Below are 18,875 nucleotides of genomic sequence, written 5' to 3' on the forward strand. Positions count from 1 at the left end.
ACCGCCGACACTCGGTCGAAACTGCCCAGAGCGTCAGAAATCGTCCGGCTCGAAGGAGTTGACGCTTTCCTCGATCAGACGTGCGCCCAGCTGTTGCTCCATGGACTGGATATGCGGGTCAGCACGCAAGGCTTCAACCGCGCGCACATGACGTTCACCCAGCAGACGGATGCGACGACTGTGCGGCGTTTCCAGACCTTCCGGCAGCGGCGCGACGCTGATCTCCAGCACACGTTCCACGCCCTGGCCCGCCAGCGCCTTGCGAATGCGATCCTGATGGACTTCGGCCATCATCGCCGACTGAGCGGGGTCCAGCCTCAACTTGAGGTGGGTGCCGTCATCGTGCTCGACCAGGCAATGCGCGCCGATATTGCGCGTGATGCCGCCCAGCCCCAGTGAGGGGAACAGCTCCAGCCACGCGGCGTGATTCAAGCGACCATCGGTACTCGGGGCGCTCGGCGCCGGCGTGGGAGCAGCCGCGGGTGCCGGCGCCGGTGCGGGAGCAGGCTCCGGCAGCGGTTGCGCTGCCACGGCTGGCTCGTTTGCGACAGGCTCAGACACGACAGGCTCAGGCGCCGGCGATGCAGCGGGTTCGGGTTGTGCTGGCGCTGCTGGTACAGCTTCAGCGGGCTCTAGCGCTGCTGGTACTGCTTCAGCAGGCTGCGGCGCTGCCATTTCAGCGGGCTGCGGAGCCGATGACTCAGCAGCCTCTGGCTGTGCCGGCGCGGAACCGAAGGCGGCACTCAGGCGTGACATCGCCGAACTGGGCGCAGCGGGCGCCTGTGCGGGAACTGCTGCCTGTTCTGGCGCTGGCGCCGACACTGGCGCAGCCGCTGGCTGGGGCGCGTCTTGCGCTACGTCGCGAAAGCCGGCATCCCGGGCGTCCTGCGGAACGTCCTCCGTCGCCCACGGGGGCGGCTCGTCGGCCATCGGCGGCTGTGCTTCGGTCGCTGGCGCGGCAGGCTGAGGCGCGGGTGCCATCGGGGCTGCCGGTGCTTGCTGAGGCTGAGCCTGCTGAACAGGAGCCTGCTGAACCGGGGCTTCTTGAACAGGAGCCTGCTGAACCGGGGCTTCTTGAACAGGAGCCTGCTGAACCGGGGCTTCTTGAACAGGAGCCTGCTGAGCCGGAGCTTGCTGAACAGAAGCCTGCTGAACAGGCGCCGGGGCTTGAGCGCCAGGCGCGTTCGCACCCTCCGCCTGGCCGGTCATCGGCAGCGGCGTCTGCGCCGGGCGCGGCACGCCCTGCGGGCGGAAGGCCAGCATGCGCAGCAGCGTCATTTCCAGCGCGGTGCGCGCATCCGGGGCGTTGGCCATGTCGCCACGCCCCTGCAGGGCGATCTGATAATAGAGCTGCACGTCTTCACCGGTGAAACGGCTGGCCAGCGCCAGCAGCGCATCACGGTCACCGTGCCCGTTGTCCAGTGCGCTCGGCACCATCTGGGCGATCGCCAGACGGTGGAAGACGGAGGCCATGTCATCCAGCACCCCGCCGTAGTCCGGCCCCTGTTCGGCCAGTGTCGCGACCTCCGCCAGCAGACTCGCGGCGTCCAGCGAGGCCAGACACTCCAGCAGCGCCAGCACATGGCGGTGATCCAGCGTGCCGAGCATGGCGGCGACATCTTCGCGCCGCACCTGGCCATGGCCGAAGGCGATCGCCTGATCGGTCAGACTCATGGCGTCACGCATCGACCCATCGGCGGCCTTGCCGAGCAGCCACAGCGCGTCTTCCTCGAAGCTGACTTCCTCGCGGGCGAGAATGTCGGACAGGTGCTCGACCACGCGCACCGGCGGCATGTTCTTGAGCGTGAACTGCAGGCAGCGCGACAGGATGGTGACCGGCAATTTCTGCGGATCAGTGGTCGCGAGCAGGAACTTCACGTGGGGCGGCGGCTCTTCCAGCGTCTTGAGCAGCGCATTGAAACTGTGGGTCGACAGCATGTGCACCTCATCGATGAGGTACACCTTGTAGCGGCCCTGGGTCGGCGCGTACTGGACGTTGTCCAGCAGCTCACGCGTGTCCTCGACCTTGGTCCGCGAGGCGGCGTCGACTTCGATCAGGTCGACGAAGCGGCCCTCATCGATCTCGCGACAGGTGCCACATACGCCACACGGCCTGGAGCTGACGCCCTCTTCGCAGTTCAAGCACTTGGCCAGAATGCGCGCCAGCGTCGTCTTGCCGACACCGCGGGTCCCGGTGAACAGATAGGCATGGTGCAGGCGCCCCTGATCGAGGGCATTGACCAGCGCACGGCTGACATGCTCCTGACCGATCAGTTCGTGAAAATTGCGCGGGCGCCACTTGCGCGCCAATACCTGATAGCTCATTGAGCGGGGCATTCCTTGGGCGATCTGAAACATGAGCTGAAACCTGCACGACCCGGCTGGGCTTCACCCCCGACGGTCGACAGACGGAGACCGATGACGAGGCCTCGCTGAGAATGCGCTCATTCTAGCGACTTGCCGTGTGGCTTCAAAGCACGATGCCACTTGCGCAGCAGGATTGAGGGCGCGAGGCCGGATGACAGGCGTGGTGCGCCCCCGAATTGCGGGCACGACGAAACGCCAAGCGGGGCTCGGGTCAGGCAGGAGATGACAGGTTCAGACAGCGAGGGTGTGGCGAAAGGCTTCAGGCAGCGTGAAGCGAAGTCTTGCAGGGGGCTTGCGAGGGCTTGAGATAGAGCGTTGCGCAGCAGGCGGGATGATGCGGACATTTCACGAGCAGCCACTTTCAGGACCCTGAAATGGAGGCGGCCCCATCAGCCACATCCCGGCACACGCGTCAGCCACTACCGTTGCTCCCTTCCGGGCCTGGCGGGGTTTGCAGCCTAGCATTGCGGGAGGACCGACAGGGCCACCACAAATATGATCATTCGGTGAACTACCGAGCCAATCACTTGAACTTCAAGCACTTGGCGTGATCAAGGCGCACACTATAACAGCGCATCGCCGCCCTCACAAGGGGAGATCACGCCACGGGCTATTGCGTCGCCTCACGCGCTCGGCGGTGACGGAAATGACGCGCCATCACCGGTAGCAACAGCATCAGGACGATCAGGCGCAGAAGATGGTGAAAGGCGACGAAGATCGGGTCGAGATCGAGCGCCACCGCCAATAGCGCCATCTCGCCGATACCGCCGGGGGCCAGGGCGAGGAAGGCCACGTCACGCGGCACGCCCATCAGCTGATGGATCAGCTCGGCAAAGCAGCCCAGCACCGACAGCGAGATCAGAGTCGCCACGCCCGACTGACCCATCACCCCGACCAGTACCCGCGGCGTAAGGCCCTTGAAGCGTGCCCCGATGGCGCAACCTAGCACCAGCTGCATGACATCGGTGCCCCACACCGGTGGCGAAAAACGCACCACGTCGCCAAGCGACAGCACCAGTGCCAGCAACAACGGCGCCAGCAGCGAGGCATTGGGAATGCGCAGTCGCCTGGCCAGGGGCAGCAGAATCGGCAGCACCGCGATCAGCCACAGGCCGCTTACCGCCACATCGCTACCGATGCCGGGCGTGCCCGCCGCGCCTTCCAGCACCCAATAGAGCGGCGGCAGAATCATGATCACCAGCAGCACCCGCAACGATTGCGCCACCGCGATGCGCTGCGGGTCGCCACCGATGCGCTCGCCGATCACCACCATCGCCGTCAGCGCGCCGGGCACCGAGGAGAACCACGCACTGGTGGCGTCAAAACCACAGCGGCGATACCAGGCGGCGCAGGCCAGCGTCGAGGCCCATACCCCCGCCAGCAACAACAACGCCGACAACCACCAGCTGGAAAGGTGCGAGACCAGCTCCGGCGAGACGCGCGCGCCCAGCGTCAGGCCCAGTACGCCCAGAAACAGGTTGCGCAGGCGGTCCGGCACACCAAGCTTCAGCCCGGCCATCGCGCCCAGCAGGTTGGCGACCAGCGGCCCCAGCATCCACGCCAGCGGCATGCCGGTGAGCTGGAACAGCCAGCCACCCACCACGCCCAGCGCCAGCGAGGTCAGCAGAGGCCTGAGCGGCGCGTCAGCCTTGAGCGAGGCGGCAGCCTTGAGCGACGTGACAGCCGTGAGCCAATGGGCTGGCGAGAGACGAGAGGCGCGCGCCTTGAGGCGCTGCAATAGCGGAACGGATGGCATGCTGGCTTCCTTGTCAGCGACACGAAACAGGCCACCAATGATACGCTGGCGCAAGCGCCATTGGCTGCCTGTTTGAGGCAATATTGCGCCTTCAAGCGGCCATTGCAGGTCGCAGACCGGCCCTGAGCCTGACTCTCATCACTCTTGTCGCGTACCTGACGCGCCCTTGCGGAGCCCGGATGACTTCTCCCGACTCACTCCCCTCAGCGGCTGACGCTTCAGCGCATGGCCCAGCCACCGCACCGCACCCGGCCCTGCTGCTGGTCGAGGACGATGCCCTGCTGTCCAGCACGCTGTGCAGCGTCTTTTCCGCCGAGGGCCTTGCGGTCACCCACCTGGCCGACGGCGCCGCGGCGCTTGCCCGCCTGGCGACCCACCACAATCACGGCTTTGCGCTGATCGTGCTCGACCTCAACCTGCCCGGCGCTTCCGGGCTCGAGATTCTCGCCGCGCTGCGCCAGCACGACCGCCAGACACCGGTGCTGATTCTCACCGCGCGCGGCGCCATCGAAGATCGCGTGCGCGGGCTGGACCTGGGCGCCGATGACTATCTTGCCAAGCCCTTCGTGCTCGATGAGCTGGAAGCCCGCGTGCGCGCCCTGCTGCGCCGCCATGCCACTCTTCAGGCCAGTCAGCAGGCCACTCTTCAGGCCAGCCAGCAGCCGGCGCCCTCGTCTGGCATCGCCCCACGTCTGACTCTCGGCAGCCTGGCCTTCGAGCCACTCAATGCACGCTTTCTGCTCGCCGATGCCCCGCTGGCGCTGCCGCCCCGCGAACAGCGCCTGCTGGGTTGCCTGATCCAGCATGCCGGCGAGCCAGTGGACAAGGCGCGCCTGACCCGCGAGGCCTTCGGCGAGGAGGAAGCCGTGGGCGACAACGCCATCGAGGTCTATGTGCATCGCCTGCGCAAGCGCCTGGAAGGCAGCGACGTCAATCTGCGCACCATACGTGGCCTTGGCTATCTACTGGAACAGACCACGGACGGCAGCGCTTGAAATCCCCGCCCTCACCGCGCCCACAGACAGAGGCGAAACGCAGCATCAGCCTCTATCGGCGCCTGCTGAGCTGGCTGCTGCTGCCCCTGCTGGCGCTGGGCACGCTATTGCTGGTGCAGGCCTTCCTGTCGGCGCGCGAGGCAGCGGACCGCGCCTACGACCGGCTGCTGGAGGCCTCGCTGGTCACTATCGCGGAGCAGGTCAAATGGCAGGACGGCCAGTTGTGGCTCGACCTGCCGCCCGCCGCGCTCGAGATGCTGGCCACCGACGCCCAGGAGCGCGTCTTCTACAGCCTGGTGGATGCCGATGGCGAGCAGGTCACCGGCAATACCCACCTGCCGGATGCCAATCGCGCCGCCGAGGGTCGCCTGGCCCCACAGGAATCGCTCGGACGCAGCGGCGAACTGTCGTTTCGCGATATCGCCTGGCAGGGACAGGCGCTGCGGCTGGGCAGACTGGATACCCGCTTGGGCGGCTGGGGCGATGACCCACGCCACGGCCAGCGCTACAGCATTCGCGTCGCCCATACCCGCGAAGGGCGGGACACCCTGACACGTGAACTGTTCAGTGGCTCGCTGGTGCGTCTGGCGGGCATGGCCACGCTGGCACTGCTGGTGGTGCTGATCGGCGTACGGCTGGCGCTATCGCCGCTGACCCGCCTGCGCCGCGCCATTCGCGAACGTGACTCGCGCAGCCTAGCGCCGCTCAACCTGCCCCTGCCGCGCGAGCTCGAGGAGCTCAAGCACACCATCAATGACCTGCTGGCGCGCATGCGCCGCGTGCGCGCCAATCAGGAGCGCTTCATCGGCGACGCCTCGCACCAGCTGCGCACCCCGCTGGCGGGACTCTCCGCTCACGCCGAGCTGGCACTGCGCCAGCAGGACCCCAGCGCCTGGCATGCCGCGCTGGGCCAGATGCAGGCCACCGCCAGCCATACCGCCCATCTGGCCAATCAGCTGCTGTCGCTGACACGCCTCAACAACCCGGAGGTGCAGCCGCCGCGCGTGCCGCTGGAGCTGTCGGCGCTGGCGCGCGCCACCGTCAGCCGCCTGTTCCTGCGCTGTGATCGCGCCGGCGTGGACCTCGGTCTCGAGATAGCCCCGGACATCGATGGCGCCGCCTGGACGCTGGGCGTCGAGTGGCAGCTCGAGGAGGCACTGGCCAACCTGATCGACAATGCCTGCAAGCACGGCGCGCGCACCGTCACACTCACCCTGAACCGGATGGCGGCGCCGAGCGATGCCACGTTCACGCAACCGGACAGCGCCGCACTGGCGGGCCGCTGGCGGCTGAGTGTCGAGGATGACGGCCCGGGCATCGACGCCGAGCGACGCCTGCTGGTACTGCGCCCCTTCCACCGCAACACCCAGCCCGACAGTCATGATCAGGCGCCGGCGCAGCAGCCCGATGAGCTCAAGCATCACGAAGGCGCCGGACTGGGGCTGGCGATCGTCGATGGCATCGCGCGACATCACGACGCGCGCCTGACGCTCAGCGACGCGACAGCACGCAGCGTGACGCAGGCTGCTGACTCTGCATCCCGCACAAACGATGCAACTCGCGCAGCCGACGCAAACGGCACAGACGAGACAGGCGCGTCCTGCGGGCTATGCGTCAGTCTGCATCTGGCGCCCTGTGCAGCGCCTGAGGTGAGAGTGGGTGGGGATGATGAATCAGCACAGGCCGGCAAGCCTGCAAAGACAGGGGGCACAGCATGCTAGCGAGACGACCGCCAACCAAGCAGCAGCGCCCTGACCATCACGGTCATGACAATCACCGCCCGGATCATCACCGCCCGGGCAGACAGCGCGCTGGACGGCTGACGGCCTGCCTCGCGCTGGCCGTGCTTCTGAGCCCCGTCAGTCAGGCCGCAACCCAGGCGGCGACCCAGGCGGCGTTCGATCCGCTGCTCGAAGAGCATCAATCGCTGTGGTTGCAGGGCGGCCAGCCAGTCACACCGCCCGCGCCTGACAGCGACGCCAGCCACGCGGCCGACCTGACGATTCATGCCGCGCTGGACCTGCCCGAGATTCGCCCGCTGCTGCTGCGTTACAGCCGCCAGCATCCTGAGCGAGTGCTGCACTACGTCAACCGCTCCGCCCTCGGGCTTGAAGCACAGTACCTGCAGGCGCCGCTGACACCGCAGGCCGATCTGATGATTTCCTCGGCCATGGGGCTGCAGTACCGACTCGCCAATCAGGGCCACGCCCTGGCTCTCGAGGCCCCCAATCTGGCCGCCTGGCCGGCCAACTCACGCTGGCGCAATGAGCTGTATGCGATGAGCTTCGAGCCGATCGTGATGGTGGCGCGACGTGATGCGCTCAAGCGCCTGGCGGACCTCGACGGCCTGCGCAACCCGCTCGATGTGCTGCGCAGCCATCGCGACTTCTGGCACCTGCTCGAGACGCGCCGCGAGCAGCTGCGCGGCCGTATCATCAGCTACGACCCGCGTCGCAGCGGCTCCGGCTTTACCTATGCCGTGTCCGACGCCCGTCAATCGCCGCGCTACTGGACGCTGGTGCGCGCCATGGGTCAGGCCGATGCCAGACTGGTCAGCACCACCGGCGCCATGCTCGAGGCACTGGCCAGCGGCGAGATGGACATCGCCTACAATCTGGTCGGCCCCTACGCGGTGACCTTTGCCCGTGCCCATCCGGAGTTAGTGGTGATCGTGCCGGAAGACTACGTGCTGATTCAGCGCCGGCTGGCCTTCGTCCCCCAGCAGGCACCTCATCCCGAGGCCGGTGAGGCCTTTCTCGACTGGTGGCTGAGCCTGGAAGGCCAGCAGGCGGTGGCCAGCGACAGCCAGCTGGGCGCGCTGCACCCCGAGGTGAGTGGCGAGGGCAGCGCTCAGCACATGCGCGAGCAACTGGGCGATGCGCTACGCCCGGTCGAGATCGGCCCTGGCCTGTTGGCGACACTCGATCGCCTCAAGCAGGCCAGCTTCCTGAGCCGCTGGGTGCTGGAATTCGAGGCCCCCGCTCCCTTTGCCGGTGAGGCGAGTCAGGGTCAGGGTCAGGGTCAGGGTCAGGGTCAGGGTCAGGGGCAGGGGCAGGCCCCGTCAGCCACGCAGCCCGAATTGAACCAATGATGCGTGGCGTCAGGGCTGGCTAGCCCCTCCCGTTCTGTAAACGCACTGGAGAGCCCATCACGCACAAGGCGCCCCGCGGGGCGCCTTGTGCGTGATGCCATGCGGCATTCAATGAGATGAGCGAGAGGATTCAGCGTCAGCGACCGCCGGCATCTCCGCCGCCGTCACCGCCATCGGCGTCCGGTGCGGCCTCGCGCAGCCCGGCGTCCTCACGGCCTGCCAGACCCTCGGCGGGCTTGCGACGCGCGATCAGCGCACCACCTTCCCGGTGCTCGCTGCTCTGATACTCCGTGCTTTCCGTCTCGCTGCTTTCCGGCGAGCCGCTGGCGGGGCGCAACGGCTCCGCCGAGGCGCTGCGCTGCTCGACGAGGCGCTCGGTGCCATCGTCGCGATGCAGCCAGACATCCATCTGCTGGAAGGCGACCTTGAGACCATGCTCACGGAAGCGTGCGTCCACCCAGCGGTTGATCTCATCGGTGGCGTAGAGGCGATCGGTCAGGTCATTGACGTAGATGCGCAGCTCGAAACCGAAGTTGTCCTGGTTGTAGGTCAGGCAGAACACCAGCGGCTCCGGGTCCTTGAGCACCCGCCTGTTTTCCTGGGCGGCCTGCATCAGCAGACGATGCGCCAGATCCAGATCACTGCCATGGGCGACACCGAAATTGAGCACCACCCGCGTGACGTTGTCCGACAGCGACCAGTTGATCAGCTGGTCGGTGACGAACACCTTGTTGGGGATGATGATCTCCTTGCGATCGAAGTCCGTTACCGTGGTGGCGCGAATCCGGATGCGATTGACCGTGCCATGCAGGTTGCCGATGGTGATGGTGTCGCCGATGCGCACCGGGCGCTCGAACAGGATGATCAGGCCCGAGATGAAGTTGGCGAAGATCTCCTGCAGACCGAAGCCCAGCCCGACACTCAACGCCGCCACCAGCCACTGAAGCTTGTCCCAGCTGACGCCCATGCTGCCCAATGTCATCACGAAGCCGGTGGCCATGATCACGTAGGACAGCAGCGAGGTGATCGCGTAGCTGGAGCCCTGCTTGAGCTCGAGCCGCGACAGGATCGAGACCTCCAGCAGGCCCGGCAGGTTGCGCGCCATCATCACCGCCACGGCGAGGGTGATCATGCCCGCGATCAGGTCCGCCAGCGAGATGGGCGTCGCCGAATCGCCCTCGACGGAAGCGGCGATTTCCCACACCACCACGCTGTCGAGATAGCTGAGCACATTGAGCAGATCGGCCCACACCACATAGAAGATCGACAGGAAGCTGATGACCAGAATCAGCTTCGAGAGACGCAGTGACTGGGAGTTGACCTGCTCCATGTCCAGCGGCGGCTCTTCCACCACCTCGACACCGCCTTCGGCGCCCTCCTGCACCTGGGCGCGGCGACGCGCCACGGCGCGACGATAGGCCAGACGCCGCGCGGCGACTGCCAGCCCGCGCACCACGGTGGCTTCCACCAGAATCCAGGCCCCGAACAGGAAGATGGTAGTGATGAAGCGGCCACACAGGCGCAGCGCGGTGTACTCGTAGCCGAGGCAGATCAGCACGCCCAGCGCCACCGGCACCAGCGCCATCGCAAGGCCCAGAATCAGTCGGAACAGCTTGAGGCCGAAGAAGGGGACATGCGCCAGAATCAGTCGCGACAGACAGAAGCTCATCGCCATCAGGCCCACGAACAGAATGGCCAGCCCCAACGGGCGCTCGAGCAGGTTGAGGTCCGCCTCGCTGATGATGTTGGTGGTCAGCACCACCGGCAGCAGCGCGAAGCCCAGCCACCAGATATGACGGCGCAGCTCCGCCACATAGTTGGCCGGCCACTGGAAGTGACGCTCGGCGACGCCGTCCTTGACCAGCAGACGGCGGAAGATGGCGAAGATGCCCCACGCCAGCGACAGCTTCAACAGCGCCTGGCCCAGCGCCCACAGCATGATGCCCTCACCCAGCGACAGCACGCCGCCAATCAAGGCCAGCGCCAGCGCACCGGGGATGGCCAGCAGGACGTTGAGCAGAATGGCGCGCGGCGTATGCAGCTGGGTGTCCTGCTTCAGGCGCCCTATCTGGGCGTGCAGGTCCGCCAGGCGCGCACGGATGCGCGAACGCTTCCAGGTGATGAAGATCAGCAGCAGCAAGCCCGGCAGCGCCACCCACAGGTCACTGAGCTGAAAGCCCTTGGATAGCCCTGCCACCACGCCACGCCAGACGTTGGGCCTGAGCTCCTCGGCGAGCATTTCCGGGGTACGCGACAGCCAGTCGAGATCCAGCGGCTTGCCGTTGGCGACCCAGAACAGCTGCTCCTCGATGGTCTGGCGCAGACGCCCTGACACTTCCAGCAGCTGCTGCTGGTTGAGCTGCAGGTCGATGGCGCGTGCCAGCAGGCTGTCGTATTCCTTGTCGAGCTTGTCGACCAGCTCCTTGCGCGCCTCCAGCTGACCGATCAACGCCTGACGCAGCTCGGCGCTGATCTGGCTGACATCGGCATTGCCGCCGGGGCGCTCCAGCGCCGCGGCCTCGCCCAGCACATACGAATTGAGATAGCCCGGAATATCGGCGAGCTGCTCGCGCACCTTGTTGAGCTCGAACTGCTTGAGGCGCAGGTCGGCAATCTCTTCCTTCAAGTCCTTGCGCACATCGACCTGCGGCAGGCGACTCTGCTGCTCACGCAGGATACGCGCCAGCAGGACGCTGCCCTTGATGGCCTCGATCTGCTCGCTCATGGTGCGCTCGACCTGGGTGACGCGATCAAGCTGGGTGCGCACCTCCAGCCCATCGCGAATCACGGCGTTGACGCGATCGGTGATCGCCAGCAGCTGGCTGCTGAGCTCGCGGTTGCGGTTGAGCACCTGCTGGAAGATGGGGTTGTCGGCCAGCGCGGCATTCTCGCCACTGGTGGCATCGGCGATGGTCTGCTCGGACTGGTTGCGGCGCTTGTCGTTGACCAGCGTCTGGACCTGCTCCAGGTCCTGCTCCAGATTGGCGATCTGGCGGCTGTAGAGGGTCTTGCGCACCTGGGCCAGCTCACGCAGCAGGGAGCTTGAATTGAGCTCTGAATGGCTCAGCTCGCCACGCGTCTCGGCCAATGCCAGACGCGCCTCGATCAAATCACGCCCGGTGCCGGACAGGTCGGCATCGCCGCTGCCACCCAGCTGGGTCTGCAGGCGCTGCACCTGCTGCTGCGCATCGGCCAGGGTCGAGCGTGAACGCTCCGGCAGGCTCTGGGCATTGATCAGGCGCCGATTGGTATCGGCCAGCTTGTCCTGCAGGTTCTGCAGCGAGTCGAGAATCGAGGTCATGCGCTTGTCCAGCGCCTCGACCGACTCGCCTTCCAGCGAGGCGATGCTGGGCGGGGTGTAGTCCTGAGGCAGGCGCGCCAGCTCGGCCTGCGCCTTCGCCAACTCCGCCGGCGCCTCCTTGACCTCACTCTTGAGGGAATTCAGGCTGCTGGTGGCCTCGGCGAGGTCGTCGAGCACCGTCAGGGTATCCTTGAGGTCCGCGATGCGCTGACGGGTGTCGGCATCCGGCTTCTCGACGCTCTGCAGGTCTTCAAGCTGAGTCTGGACATCAGCACGCTTCGGGGCGTCCGCACTGGCCGTGGCCGGCACCCAGGCCAGCAGCACCATCAGCAGCAAGGCGCCTGCCAACATCATCAGTCTCAAGGACTTGTTACCTGTCACAGCTGTCTCCTCAATGGTCACCACCGCGCCTTTTCATCGGCTCTACTGCCCCGCCAGGCCGCCGTCAGCCATGCAGGATGGCATCGTGTCAGGCCGCAAGCGCAGGCAAGGGCCGCATTGTCGACTGGCGCTGCATCCCACGCAATCCTTGTCGGCAAACGTCCGCCAGCGGCCGTCCAGCAAAGGATGAAGTGAAGAATGAACTAGAGAATGAAGCAAAGAGTGACGGGGCGAGAAAGCGGTGCTTGCAGGCCAGCGTAAGCGACATGCATCGTCGCATCGAGGCGACGCACCTGTCGGAATCTTCGTGCTGGAACCGGACACTGCGCCACCAGTAGAATGGCAGACATGTCATGAACATTGCTCCATAATGCGCTGCTCCCCCGCCGCGGTGTAACCGACAGGATATTTCCATGCCCCTCCGCCTTGCCTCCATCGGATTCCGGTCCGTCCCTGCACGCCTCTCGGGAGTGCTGGCCACAGTACTGCTGGGTGCCGCCGCACCGGCAGCGGCCGACGTGCCCTACACCATGGATGCCGAAGGACGCGTGGTACTGGCCAACGGCAAGCGCTTCGCCCCCGAAGCACTGGGCATGACTGCCGCCCAGGCTCGCGCGGGCGCCATGAGCCAGGCTGACTGGCGCGAGCTGGCGGCGTCTGCACCGGGCACGGCGGACGGCGTCGAGAGTGACCCGCGTACCGAGCAGGTCTTCCTCTCCAATCGCGAAGACGCGGATTACGAGCGCTACTCGGCGGAAGCGGCCGAGACCGAGCAGGCACAAGGCCAGAGCGTCGATGCGCCCCTCGATGAAAGCCTGGCCCAGCAGCGCGCCAAGGAGCGTGTCGTGCTGGAGAACGACGCCGAGAAAAATCCGCTGGCCATCACCGCCTACAAGCGCAATTACCTGCTGCCCTGGGCCTACAACACCAACCCGGATGCCAACGGCTTTGCCGAAGTCACCCAGGAAGGCGAGGTGGACAAGACCGAGGTGAAATACCAGCTCAGCCTCAAGGTCGAACTGATGGATGACATCTTCGGTGACAATGGCGACCTGTTCTTCGCCTATACCCAGCGCAGCTGGTGGCAGGCCTACAACTCCGATGCGTCGGCGCCGTTCCGCGAGACCAATTACGAGCCGGAAGCCTTCCTGCAGTTCGACAATCGTTATGAGCTGTTCGGCTGGACCAATACCCGCAACCGCATCGGTTTCGCGCATCAGTCCAACGGCCGTTCCGACCCGCTGTCGCGCAGCTGGAACCGCGTCTATGCCGACATGATGTTCCAGAACGGCGACTGGGCCATCGCGGTCACGCCGCACTGGCGCGTGCCGGAGGAGTCCGACGAGGATGACAACCCGGACCTCTACAACTACATCGGCTACGGCGACATCACGGTCGGCTATACCTCCGATCAGCACGAAGTCACCTGGATGGTGCGTGGCAACCCCTCCAAGGGCAACTACGGCAACCAGCTCGACTACTCCTTCCCGCTGTTCGGCAAGGTACGTGGCTACGTGCAGTACTACCACGGCTACGGTGAGAGCCTGATCGACTACGACCACAGCGTGAATCGCTTTGGCCTGGGCTTCTCGATCAATACCTTCTTCGCCGGCTCGCCAGAGACCTGATGCAAGAGCTCTGATAAAAGAACTCGCACGACCCTCCCGCAACGGGCAGCCCAGGCTGCCCGTCTTGCCATCTGCCCTCCGTATGCACCGCCTTAATGTGGACCGCCCATGTGGAGCAAGTGGCATGCCCATGATCCAGATCATGCCTTCCGCACGTGACATGGCGATATCGTGCTCTATGCGTGTCTTGCCCTTGTGTTTGTCGCATTCGACCCCCACGACTTGTGCATGACCACGCAAGACGCGTCATGACGACGTGCTGACGATGCTTGCAGAGAGTCTCGTGCAAGTGGATTCAGGTCATGCCCTGCCGCCTGCGGCGCCCCAGGGAAGAGAGAGTTCGAGAGTCAAGCGCAGACAACACCGCGCTCACCATTCGCGAAATCTGATTCGACATACGGGAAGGAGTTACACCATGGCTATGCAAAAGATCGGCGATCACACCACTTCCGCGACCGGTGCCAACACCGACCAGCTGAAGGAAGATCTGCGCCATCTGTCCCAGACCGTCGAGGAACTGCTGCACGCCTCGGCTGAAGATTCCCGCGAGAGCATGAAGGAAGCCCGCGCCCGCGCCCAGACTCGCCTGGAAGCCACCCGCGCCCGCCTCAGCGCCCAGGGCGATCGCCTCGCCGCCGGCGCGCGCGAATCCGTGGACTGCGCTGACCGCTACGTGCACGACAACCCGTGGACCAGTGTCGGTATCGGCGCGGCCGCCGGTGTCGTCGTCGGCATGCTGCTTGGCCGTCGCTGATGCAGGAGCAAGGGCCGGTTGAACGCGTACTTGGCGCCATCCGACGTCTGACTGCGAGCCTGGTCGAGAGTGGCGAGACGCGCTTGCGTCTCGCCGTGCTGGAGCTCGAGGAAGAGCGCGAACGGCTGTTCGTGATGCTGCTGCTGTCGGGTATCGCCCTGATGCTGATCTGCTTCGGCATCGGCCTGGCGATCCTGCTGGTGGTCGTGGCCTTCTGGGATACCCACCGCCTGCTGGCCATCGCCCTGAGCGGCGGTATCCTGCTGGCATTGGGGGGATTGATCGCCTGGCGCGTCAAGGTGATCGCTTCCCAGCGCAGCCTGCTGCGTTCCACGCTCAGCAACCTGAGCCGTGACAGCGACAGCCTCAAGGATGTGCGTGCCGACGCACTGGAACGCCAGCGCCAACGCGAAAACCTTTGATGCCCCGCCTGCCAGTGCCTGCCAAGGAGGCGAAATGAGTTCTTCCAGACAGTCCCTCGCGCGACGCGAGCCGGCGCTGCCCCCCGTACAGGGGAACGGACGCCGGTCAGCACATCCGCGTGACGCTCGGCGTGCGGAACTCGAAGCACGCATCAGCCAGCAGCGCCTCGATGTCAGCCATGCGATGCGCGAACTCAAGGAGGCCACCGCGCCCATCGACCGCGGCTGGGCCAAGGTCCAGCAATACCGCGGCCCGTTGGTGCTGGTGGGCGGCCTGATCGCGGCGCGGGGCGGGTTCCGGCCAAAGAAGGGTCTGAGCCTGCTCAAGCGCGGGCTGATGAGCTGGGTGATGATTCGCCGTTTGAGAATATTGTTCGACAAATGATCACGGCATTACAGCGAAAGCCCCGCCACCTGAGAGTCAGGTGGCGGGGCTTTTTTTCATCATTGCGACGTGTCGTTCTGTTAACCCTGCCGCGATCAGGCGCTGCGGCTGTCACGCTTGAGCAGATACACGCCCAGATAGAGCACCGCGAAGATCAGCCCCAGCACGGCGGCGGCACCGAAGACGTTGCTGCCGTCACCGGGCAGGAATTCCAGGAAGGACGTCAGGAACTGTCCCAGGAAGATCGCCATCGTCAGGTAGGAGAGATTGCGACCGCGCACCGAGGTGTGGCTGCGCTCCACCGTCATGTGGTTGAGCAAGGGGATCGAGAAGCCGAAGCCCATGCCGGACAACACGGCACCGACGCTCATCAGCGTCATGTTCTCGGCCTGCTGGAAGAGGAACAGGCTGCCGGCATAGAGCAGGAAGGCCAGCACCAGCGTCGGCATCTCACCCAGGGCACGCGACACCTTCGGCATCAGCATCGCCGCGACCACCGCGACCAGCGAAATGCCCGCCAGGAAAATACCGGTGGCCGCTTCATCCAGCCCCAGCAGATTCAAGCGCATCGGTAGCATGACGATGGCGGTGAAGAACAGCGTCAACGAGATGGCCGCGGCCAGGTAGACGCTGGTCAGCGAGGAAGACAAGGCCTCACCGCCGGCATTTCCGCTCTCCTCGGCAGGCGCTTCAGGCGACTTCTTCGGCACCATCATCCACAGCATGGCCAGCAGTACCCAGGCTATCAGATAGAGGGCGAAGGGCCACTGCCAGGCGATCCCCGCCAGCACGCCACTGACGAACAGGAAGATCACCCCGCCAAGCTCGATGGACATGCCCTGCTGGGCAATCATCGCCAGACGCGCATGGCCGTGATACCTCTCGGAGATCAGCGTGGTGCCGCCCGCCATCACCACGGCGGTCACGCCGCCGAGCAGGATGCGATCGGCGAACACGACGACGGTGCCTTCCAGCAGTGCGCCGCCCGCGCCCAGCACGCCATACAGGAACAGCCCGCCCACCAGCGAGCGATAGGCACCGACACGATCGATCATGCGCCCGGCGATGGGCGCGAACAGCACGGCGCCCAGCGATGGCAGGGTAATCAGCCAGCTGGCATGGCTCTCCACCTCAAGCGCCAAGGCGATGCTCAGAAGCCCCGGCGCGACCACGGTGCCTACCATGATGGTCAGACAGGCGATGGCCAGCAGCGTGAAACGCCCGCCGGCAGACAGCGGTTGTGAGGGCCCGCGCGTATCCTGCGCGGCCACTCCACTCGTTGATGTCGTCATATTGGCTCCACTCGAATTCAGAACCCTCCTGTCAGCCGCTACGCGCCCCGCCTGCTCGCTTGCTTGCGTGCATGCGAGGCAAAGCCAGCGGCAAGCAGCAAGAGACAGGAGACAAGGCGAGACGGCAGAGACTGACGAAGGGAGGTTTGGCAGGCCTTCAGACTAGCGAGTGCAGGCTTATAATAGAAATGACAATACTTGATATGACTTATACTGACTGAACATCAATCAGCCACGAGGGCCGGCATGGAACTCCGCACACTGAAAACCTTCGTCTCGGTGGCGACGCACAGAAGCTTCTCGGCCGCCGCCCGCGAGCTGCATACCGTGCAACCCGCCATCAGCCGCCAGATTGCCGATCTCGAAGCCGAGCTGGGCGTCAGCCTGCTATGGCGCAATACGCGGGAGGTGAAGGTGACGGCACCGGGGGAGGCATTGCTGGAAGAAGCGCAGCGCATGCTGGCGCTGGAGGCTCAGGCACGCAAGCGCGTGGCTATGGCTGCCAGCGGCCAGACCGGCACACTGCGCATCGGCTACATGAGCTCGGCCTGCGCAAGCTTCGTACCCGGACTGATGCGCGACTTCGCCAGCGACCATCCCGAGGTCAGCCTGTCATTGCATGAGATGAGCGCCCAGCAGCAGCTGGATGCCTTCGCGCGTGACGAGATCGACATCGGGCTGTCGCGCCCGCTTCCCGGCGAGCAGCGTGACAGCCTGACCGCCCTGGCGGTCTACGAGGATAGGCTGATGGCGGTGGTGCCCGAGGGGCATCGTCTGGCGCACCGCAAGCGACTCGCCCTCAGCGAGCTTGCGCAGGAAGATTTCGTGCTGTTTCAGCGCGGGCAGGCGACGGGGCTGTTCGATCAGATCATCAGTGCCTGCGGCGATGCCGGCTTCTCGCCACGCATCCAGCGCCAACCGGCCTTGATGCAGACTCTGCTCAGTGAGGTGGCGGCGGGACTGGGAGTCGCCATCGCGCCCGGCTGCATTCGCCGCCTGCAACGTGATGGCTGCCAGTTCATTCCCCTGCGCCCGGCACTCGGCGCGGTACCGCTGGAGCTGCACTACCCGACCACACCGGTCCGCCCGGTGATCGAGGCCTTCGTCGCGCTGGTCGAGCAGCGCCTGCCCGCCATCCGTCAGCAGATGGCGTGAGACGCAGCCAGTGGCGAGAAGGTGCTGATCAGCAGTTCAGCCCGCAGGCCACCGCCGAGGACCACGCCCACTGGAAGTTGTAGCCGCCAAGTTCGCCGGTGACATCCAGCACCTCGCCGATGAAGGCCAGCTGCGGCAGATCGCGCACGCTGAAGTCCTTCTGTGAGATGGCGTCGGTGACCACGCCACCCATGGTGACCTCGGCGGTGCGCCAGCCTTCGGTGCCCGCCGGCTTGAGCTGCCAGTGATTGAGCGCCTTGGCCAGCTGCTCGAGACGCGCGTTGGAGAGCTCGGCGAGACTGCGCTCGCTGATGCGACCGGCATCGGCGTCCTGCCACTCGACCAGCGACTGGGCGAGGCGCTTGGGCAGGCGCTCGCCAAGCCAGGGGCCGATCTGGCGCTTGGGATGCTGCTCACGCAGGGCCAGCAGCTCGGCGTAGGCATCCACGCCCGGCAGCAGATCGATGTCCAGCGGCTGACCGGGTGTCCACCAGCTGGAGGCCTGCAGCATCGCCGGACCGGAAAGCCCGCGATGGGTGATCAGCATCGGTTCGCGATAGTGGCCCTTGCCGGCGGTGACGCTGACGTCACAGGCAAGCCCTGACAGCGGCGACAGACGCTCCTTCCACTGCGAGGTCAGCGTGAACGGCACCAGCGCGGCGTAGGTATCGGTGACCTCGAGCCCGAACTGGCGCGCGATGTCGTAGCCGAAGCCGGTCGCGCCCAGCGTCGGAATCGACATGCCGCCGGTGGCCACCACCACGCGCCCCGCCGTGTGCGTGCCATTGCTGGTCTCGACCCGCATGCCCTCGCCCGCGCGTTCCAGCGAGGTGATGCGCGTACTCAGACGAATCTCCGCTCCGGCCCACTCACACTCCGTCATCAGGATCGCCAGCAAGTCCTTGGCGGAATCGGCGCAGAACAGCTGTCCCGGCTTCTTCTCGACGTGCTCCAGCCCATGGCGCTCCACCAGTTCCAGGAAATGGTGCGGCGTGTAGCGCTTGAGCGCCGAGATGCAGAAGTGCGGATTGCGCGAGAAGAAGTTGGCTGGGCCGGCATCCAGATTGGTGAAGTTGCAGCGCCCACCGCCGGACATCAGGATCTTCTTGCCGGCCTTGTTGGCGTGGTCCAGCACCAGCACGCGCTTGCCCTGATAGCCTGCCGTGGCGGCACACATCAGGCCTGCCGCGCCTGCGCCGATGATGATGACGTCATATGTGGCCATGCGGGACACTCCGTGAAGCGAAGAAAGGAAAGGAAATCGGCTGTGCAGACACACGCGGGCCGGCATTCTACCAGAAGCCTGCCGCAGCCAGCGGCCGGAGATGGGAAACAAGACACCCCCACC

Annotated in this window: 13 protein-coding genes and 1 other RNA gene; 8 read left to right on the forward strand and 6 right to left on the reverse strand. The window is 65.7% G+C overall.

All coding sequences use genetic code 11. The features are described from left to right. Nucleotides 1-33 precede the first annotated feature (33 nt). The 3 genes from dnaX to QD280_RS13130 form a co-directional block, all read right to left on the reverse strand. Nucleotides 34-2,325 carry a DNA polymerase III subunit gamma/tau gene (dnaX, locus tag QD280_RS13120; RefSeq protein ID WP_279839581.1) on the reverse strand — a complete coding sequence of 764 codons (2,292 nt, stop codon included), beginning with the start codon at nucleotides 2,323-2,325 and terminating at the stop codon, nucleotides 34-36. A 426-nt stretch (nucleotides 2,326-2,751) separates the two neighbouring features. Further along, nucleotides 2,752-2,848: signal recognition particle sRNA small type (ffs, locus tag QD280_RS13125), an RNA gene on the reverse strand. Between the two features lie 129 nt (nucleotides 2,849-2,977). Next, a complete protein-coding gene (locus tag QD280_RS13130) occupies nucleotides 2,978-4,123 on the reverse strand; it encodes an AbrB family transcriptional regulator (RefSeq protein ID WP_279839582.1) in 1,146 nt (381 codons plus the stop codon). A gap of 179 nt (nucleotides 4,124-4,302) precedes the next feature. Here QD280_RS13130 and QD280_RS13135 point away from each other — a divergent pair, with 179 nt between their 5' ends. The 3 genes from QD280_RS13135 to QD280_RS13145 are packed head-to-tail and all read left to right on the forward strand — an operon-like array spanning nucleotide 4,303 to nucleotide 8,209. Continuing rightward, on the forward strand, nucleotides 4,303-5,118 hold the full coding sequence (locus QD280_RS13135; RefSeq protein WP_279832114.1) for a response regulator transcription factor: 816 nt from the start codon (nucleotides 4,303-4,305) through the stop codon (nucleotides 5,116-5,118). Beyond that, the gene (locus QD280_RS13140) at nucleotides 5,115-6,839 is read left to right on the forward strand and encodes a sensor histidine kinase (protein ID WP_279839584.1); all 1,725 of its coding nucleotides are present in this window, start codon (nucleotides 5,115-5,117) and stop codon (nucleotides 6,837-6,839) included. Before QD280_RS13135 ends, QD280_RS13140 begins: the two co-directional genes overlap by 4 nt. Next, on the forward strand, nucleotides 6,833-8,209 hold the full coding sequence (locus tag QD280_RS13145) for an ABC transporter substrate-binding protein (RefSeq protein ID WP_279839586.1): 1,377 nt from the start codon (nucleotides 6,833-6,835) through the stop codon (nucleotides 8,207-8,209). The genes QD280_RS13140 and QD280_RS13145 overlap by 7 nt, the downstream gene beginning before the upstream one ends. A gap of 136 nt (nucleotides 8,210-8,345) precedes the next feature. Here QD280_RS13145 and mscK read toward each other — a convergent pair whose 3' ends face one another. Beyond that, a complete protein-coding gene (gene mscK / locus QD280_RS13150) occupies nucleotides 8,346-11,891 on the reverse strand; it encodes a mechanosensitive channel MscK (RefSeq protein WP_279839587.1) in 3,546 nt (1,181 codons plus the stop codon). A 413-nt stretch (nucleotides 11,892-12,304) separates the two neighbouring features. Here mscK and QD280_RS13155 point away from each other — a divergent pair, with 413 nt between their 5' ends. The 4 genes from QD280_RS13155 (at nucleotide 12,305) to QD280_RS13170 (ending at nucleotide 15,080) form a co-directional block, all read left to right on the forward strand. Continuing rightward, complete coding sequence (locus tag QD280_RS13155; protein ID WP_225996295.1) at nucleotides 12,305-13,519, forward strand: phospholipase A; 1,215 nt, start codon at nucleotides 12,305-12,307, stop codon at nucleotides 13,517-13,519. A gap of 415 nt (nucleotides 13,520-13,934) precedes the next feature. Continuing rightward, nucleotides 13,935-14,273, forward strand: coding sequence for a DUF883 family protein (locus tag QD280_RS13160; RefSeq protein WP_082388358.1), 339 nt, complete (start codon nucleotides 13,935-13,937; stop codon nucleotides 14,271-14,273). Then, nucleotides 14,273-14,695, forward strand: coding sequence for a phage holin family protein (locus QD280_RS13165; RefSeq protein WP_043333873.1), 423 nt, complete (start codon nucleotides 14,273-14,275; stop codon nucleotides 14,693-14,695). Before QD280_RS13160 ends, QD280_RS13165 begins: the two co-directional genes overlap by 1 nt. Nucleotides 14,696-14,729: 34 nt before the next feature. Then, nucleotides 14,730-15,080, forward strand: coding sequence for a YqjK-like family protein (locus tag QD280_RS13170; RefSeq protein ID WP_052384593.1), 351 nt, complete (start codon nucleotides 14,730-14,732; stop codon nucleotides 15,078-15,080). A gap of 95 nt (nucleotides 15,081-15,175) precedes the next feature. Here the strand turns inward: QD280_RS13170 and QD280_RS13175 are convergent, their stop codons facing one another. Further along, complete coding sequence (locus QD280_RS13175; RefSeq protein ID WP_279839588.1) at nucleotides 15,176-16,372, reverse strand: MFS transporter; 1,197 nt, start codon at nucleotides 16,370-16,372, stop codon at nucleotides 15,176-15,178. A gap of 246 nt (nucleotides 16,373-16,618) precedes the next feature. Between QD280_RS13175 and QD280_RS13180 the strand changes: the two genes are divergently transcribed. Beyond that, complete coding sequence (locus QD280_RS13180) at nucleotides 16,619-17,527, forward strand: LysR family transcriptional regulator (RefSeq protein WP_107336115.1); 909 nt, start codon at nucleotides 16,619-16,621, stop codon at nucleotides 17,525-17,527. Between the two features lie 28 nt (nucleotides 17,528-17,555). Here the strand turns inward: QD280_RS13180 and QD280_RS13185 are convergent, their stop codons facing one another. Then, the gene (locus tag QD280_RS13185; protein ID WP_153636450.1) at nucleotides 17,556-18,752 is read right to left on the reverse strand and encodes an NAD(P)/FAD-dependent oxidoreductase; all 1,197 of its coding nucleotides are present in this window, start codon (nucleotides 18,750-18,752) and stop codon (nucleotides 17,556-17,558) included. Nucleotides 18,753-18,875 lie beyond the last annotated feature (123 nt).

Source organism: Cobetia sp. 1AS1, from assembly GCF_029846435.1.
Taxonomy (GTDB): Bacteria; Pseudomonadota; Gammaproteobacteria; order Pseudomonadales; family Halomonadaceae; genus Cobetia; species Cobetia amphilecti.

Coding starts and splice junctions, on each gene's coding strand:
- dnaX (WP_279839581.1), bottom strand. CDS start 2,325: ATGAGCTATCAGGTATTGGCGCGCAAGTGGCGCCCGCGCAATTTTCAC.
- QD280_RS13130 (WP_279839582.1), bottom strand. CDS start 4,123: ATGCCATCCGTTCCGCTATTGCAGCGCCTCAAGGCGCGCGCCTCTCGT.
- QD280_RS13135 (WP_279832114.1), top strand. CDS start 4,303: ATGACTTCTCCCGACTCACTCCCCTCAGCGGCTGACGCTTCAGCGCAT.
- QD280_RS13145 (WP_279839586.1), top strand. CDS start 6,833: ATGCTAGCGAGACGACCGCCAACCAAGCAGCAGCGCCCTGACCATCAC.
- QD280_RS13155 (WP_225996295.1), top strand. CDS start 12,305: ATGCCCCTCCGCCTTGCCTCCATCGGATTCCGGTCCGTCCCTGCACGC.
- QD280_RS13160 (WP_082388358.1), top strand. CDS start 13,935: ATGGCTATGCAAAAGATCGGCGATCACACCACTTCCGCGACCGGTGCC.
- QD280_RS13165 (WP_043333873.1), top strand. CDS start 14,273: ATGCAGGAGCAAGGGCCGGTTGAACGCGTACTTGGCGCCATCCGACGT.
- QD280_RS13170 (WP_052384593.1), top strand. CDS start 14,730: ATGAGTTCTTCCAGACAGTCCCTCGCGCGACGCGAGCCGGCGCTGCCC.
- QD280_RS13175 (WP_279839588.1), bottom strand. CDS start 16,372: ATGACGACATCAACGAGTGGAGTGGCCGCGCAGGATACGCGCGGGCCC.
- QD280_RS13180 (WP_107336115.1), top strand. CDS start 16,619: ATGGAACTCCGCACACTGAAAACCTTCGTCTCGGTGGCGACGCACAGA.
- QD280_RS13185 (WP_153636450.1), bottom strand. CDS start 18,752: ATGGCCACATATGACGTCATCATCATCGGCGCAGGCGCGGCAGGCCTG.